We start from the raw sequence: 3,931 nt of genomic DNA, 5'->3' as shown, positions 1-3,931 counted from the left end.
ACGGCCCTTTCGCTCCTGTTCAGCTCGATGATGGCTTACGGGTTCGCCCGATTCCGGTTCCGCGGGCGCGAGGTGCTCTTCCGCCTCCTGCTGCTCGGGCTGATGATCCCGGCGATCATGCTCGTCATCCCGCAATTCACGCTCGCCAAATCGCTCGGGCTCATCGACTCGCTCCTCGGTCTCGTCATCTTCTACGCCGGCTCGACCCTGGCCCTGAACACGTTCCTGCTGCGCGGCTTCTTCGAGGCGATCCCGATGGAGCTCGAGGAGGCGATGCAGATCGACGGAGCGGGCGCGTTCACGCGCTACGCGCGACTCATCCTCCCGCTCTCGCGACCCGTCCTCGCGACGTGCACGATCTTCACGTTCCTCGCTTCGTGGGACGAGTTCACGTGGGCCCTCACGACGATCAACGACCCCAACAAGCGCACGCTCCCCATCGCGATCGCGCTCCTCCAGGGACAGAACTCGACGCTCTGGGGGCTCGTCTTCGCTGCGTCGGTCATCGCCGTCGTCCCCGTCATCGTGATCTTCCTCGTCTTCCAGCGCTACTTCGTACAGGGCCTCACCAGCGGTGCGGTCAAGGGATGAACCGCATGCTCGAGCTACTGCCCACCCGTGTCATCTTTGCCCCTGGCGAACTCGTCGAGATCGAGGTGCGGGGCCTCGAGAGCCCCGCACCGCTCGAGGTCTTCCGCCTCGGCGATCCCGCCGCCCGCCGCGAGGTCGACGCCGACGGCATCGTGTCGCTCGGCGCACTCCCGGCCGGCGGCTACGGCGTGCGCCTCGGCGACGCCCGGACCGCGGTGCAGGTGACCGACGACCCCCGTGCGACGTTGCGCTACGGCTTCGTCGTCGACTACGCCCCGGGACGCGATCTGGGCGCCGTGACCGACAACCTGAGGCGCCTGCATCTCACGGGCGTGCAGTTCTACGACTGGGCCTATCGCCACGCCGACCTCCTCGGCGGCGGTGAGACCTACGATGACGCCCTGGGGCAGCCCGTGTCGCTCGAGACCGTACGCCGCCTCATCGAGGCGTGCCATTCCGTCGGCGCGGACGCCCTCGGGTATGCGGCCGTCTACGCGGCGGGACCGCGGGAATGGCCGCGGTGGCAGCACGACGCATTGCTGACCGCGTCGGGTGCGCCCTACTCGCTCGGCGACTTCCTCTTCGTACTCGATCCCGCTGCGCCCGACTGGCTCGCCCACTTCCGGGCCGACCTGGCGGCCACCGCCGCCTCGGTCGGCTTCGACGGCTTCCACCTCGACCAGTACGGCTATCCCAAGCGGGCGCACCGGCCGGACGGCGCGATCATCGACGTCGCCGCGAGCTTCTGCCACCTCATCGAGGGCGTCCGCGAGGAGCTCCCCGAGGGTCGTCTCGTCTTCAACAACGTCAACGACTTCCCCACGTGGGCGACCGCGGGCACGCGCCAGGACGCCGTCTACATCGAGGTCTGGAAGCCCCAGCTCGAACTCGGTCACCTCGCGCGGACCGTGGACCGCGCCCGTGCGGTCGTGTGCGGAAAGCCGGTCGTCATCGCCGCCTATCAGCACGTCTACGACAGCGCGGGTGCCGAGGAGGCGGATCGCGCCACGGCGCTGACGATGGCGACGCTCTTCTCGCACGGTGCGACGCACCTGCTCGCGGGCGAGGCTGATCGCATCCTCGTCGACCCGTACTACGTCCGCAACCACCGCACCGAGGCGAGCACGGCGGGCCTCCTGCAGCGCTACTACGACTTCGCCGTCGCGCATCACGATCTGCTCTTCCCGCCCGATGTCGTCGAGGTCACCGGCAGCTTCGCCGCCGACTACAACGGTGACCTCGACATCTCGTACGCCGAGGTCGCGGTGCACGAGGCCGCGGTCGCCGGTACCGTCTGGCGGCGGATTACCCAGGTCGCGGGGGGACGCTACGTCCTCCACGCGATCAATCTCACGGGGCAGACCGACACGCTGTGGGATGCCCCCCGGGCCCCCCACGGAGACCCTGGCGTCGCGACACTGCGGATGCGGCGCATGGGCACCTCCCTGCCCCGCATCCGCTGGGCGGACCCCGACCTCCACCCCGAGCTCGTCGATGTCGCCCTCACGGTCGACGGCGACGACGTCATCGCGCAGCTGCCCTCGCCTCTGCGGTGGCAGCTCGTCCTGATCGATCCCACACCCACCCCCTCGTGAGGAGTACAAAGATGTCTCGCACGTTGCCTTCCCTCGGTCGCATTCTGCTGGCCGCAAGTCTCGCCGCGGTCGTGACGGCGGCCACCGTCCTCACGGGTTCCGCCGCGTATGCGAGTGGCGGAACCCCCTCGCTCACGCGCGCCTACGTCGGCCAGGCGCGTTACAACCCGGGCGACTCCGTTACGGTGACGGCCGTCGTCGCCGAGACGAGCGGCGCCGGCTCCTGGAGCGGCACGGTCGGCTTCACCGTCAGCCATCTGGGCGCGACGGTTGCGACCGGTTCCACGACCGTGACGGTTGCCGCAAGCGGATCTCAGTCCGTCACCTGGACCACGACGGCTCCCGCGACCGACTTCACCGGGTACCTCGTGACGGTCACCGCGGGGTCGTCGACGACGCAGACGGCGATCGACGTCTCGAGCGATGCGACCCATTTCCCGCGTCCCGCGGCGCTCACGGGATACCCGTCCGGGACGACCACGGCGCAGGCGCAGGCCGACGTCGACCAGCTCGTGCAGAACTACCACATCAACGCGTTCCAGTTCTATGACTGGATGTGGCGGCACGAGAACCCCGTGCAGCGCACGAGCGGTGGCGCCTTGCCCACCACATGGACGGCCTGGAACGGCGACGTCATCTCGCCGACGACCGTGCAGAACGACATCGCGGCCGTCCACGCGGATGGTGCGCTGGCCCTGCCGTACTCGATGTCGTACGCCGGGCTGCAGAACTACCAGAGCGTCTCGGGCGTCGACCCGAGCTGGGCGCTGAAGTACGCCTCCTCCGGCCAGCCTTGGGCGTTCGAGATGAAGCCGAACCAGCCCAACACGAACCTCTACATCTTCAATCCGGCCAACACGAACTGGCAGAGCTTCATCACGGCCAAGTACCTCGATGAGGTGAACACGATGGGCTTCGACGGCGTGCACCTCGACCAGCTCGGCAACTGGGGCGCGATGACCGACACCTCGGGCAATCCCGTCGACCTGCCCGCGGGCCTCGCCTCCCTCGTCGCTGCCTCGCGGACGGCTCTGGGCAGCAGCAAGGTGCTCGGCTTCAACGCGGTCGACGGCTTCGGCGGCGACAACGTCGCGACGGGCGGCAACACCAACTACCTCTACAGCGAGCTGTGGGACAACCACGAAACCTACCTTGCGATGAAGTCGTACCTCGATACGCAGAAGCAGGAATCAGGCGGCGTCATCCCGTCGATCATCGCCGCCTACCCCAACACGAAGGATGACGCAGGCCCGACGTACGAGGCGGAGAACGCGTCCCGCACGAGCGGGCTGACCGTCATGAGCGACCACCCCGGGTACACCGGGACGGGCTTCGTCGCCAACTACGGCAACGCGGGCGACGCCGTGACCTTCACGATCACGGCACCCGAGGCGCGGCGCTACAGTCTCGTCTTCCGGTACGCGAACGGTGCCGCCGGCGACGCGACGCGCACCGTCGCGGTCGACGGCACGACGGTGGGCACCGTCACGATGCCCACCGACGGCAACTGGAACAACTGGCACTTCGACGCCGACATCGTGACCCCGAGCCTCACGGCCGGGACGCACACCGTGACGATCTCGGTCGGCACCGGCAACAGCGGCTTCGTCAACCTCGACAACCTCGTGCTCGGCACCCTCGACACGAACTCCGTCGAGCTCGAGAACGCGGCGATCGCCGCGGCGGGGGCAACCCACATCGAGATGTCTCAGGGCGACTCGATGCTCTCGGCGCCCTACTTCCCC

3 protein-coding genes are annotated in these 3,931 nt (G+C 68.5%); all 3 read left to right on the top strand.

Annotated features, from left to right (window positions below):
* Nucleotides 1–591 (top strand): carbohydrate ABC transporter permease (locus tag ASG00_RS08225; RefSeq protein ID WP_200930894.1); only part of this gene is annotated, 591 nt, incomplete at its 5' end.
* Between the two features lie 5 nt (nt 592–596).
* Complete coding sequence (locus tag ASG00_RS08220; protein WP_162237854.1) at nt 597–2,186, top strand: glycoside hydrolase family 66 protein; 1,590 nt, start codon at nt 597–599, stop codon at nt 2,184–2,186.
* An 11-nt stretch (nt 2,187–2,197) separates the two neighbouring features.
* On the top strand, nt 2,198–3,931 hold a 1,734-nt coding region (locus tag ASG00_RS08215; RefSeq protein ID WP_156456236.1), incomplete at its 3' end, for a glycoside hydrolase family 66 protein.

The organism is Microbacterium sp. Leaf351 (genome assembly GCF_001423825.1).
Lineage (GTDB): Bacteria > Actinomycetota > Actinomycetes > Actinomycetales > Microbacteriaceae > Microbacterium > Microbacterium ginsengisoli.
This window is presented reverse-complemented; position numbering and strand designations above follow the sequence as displayed.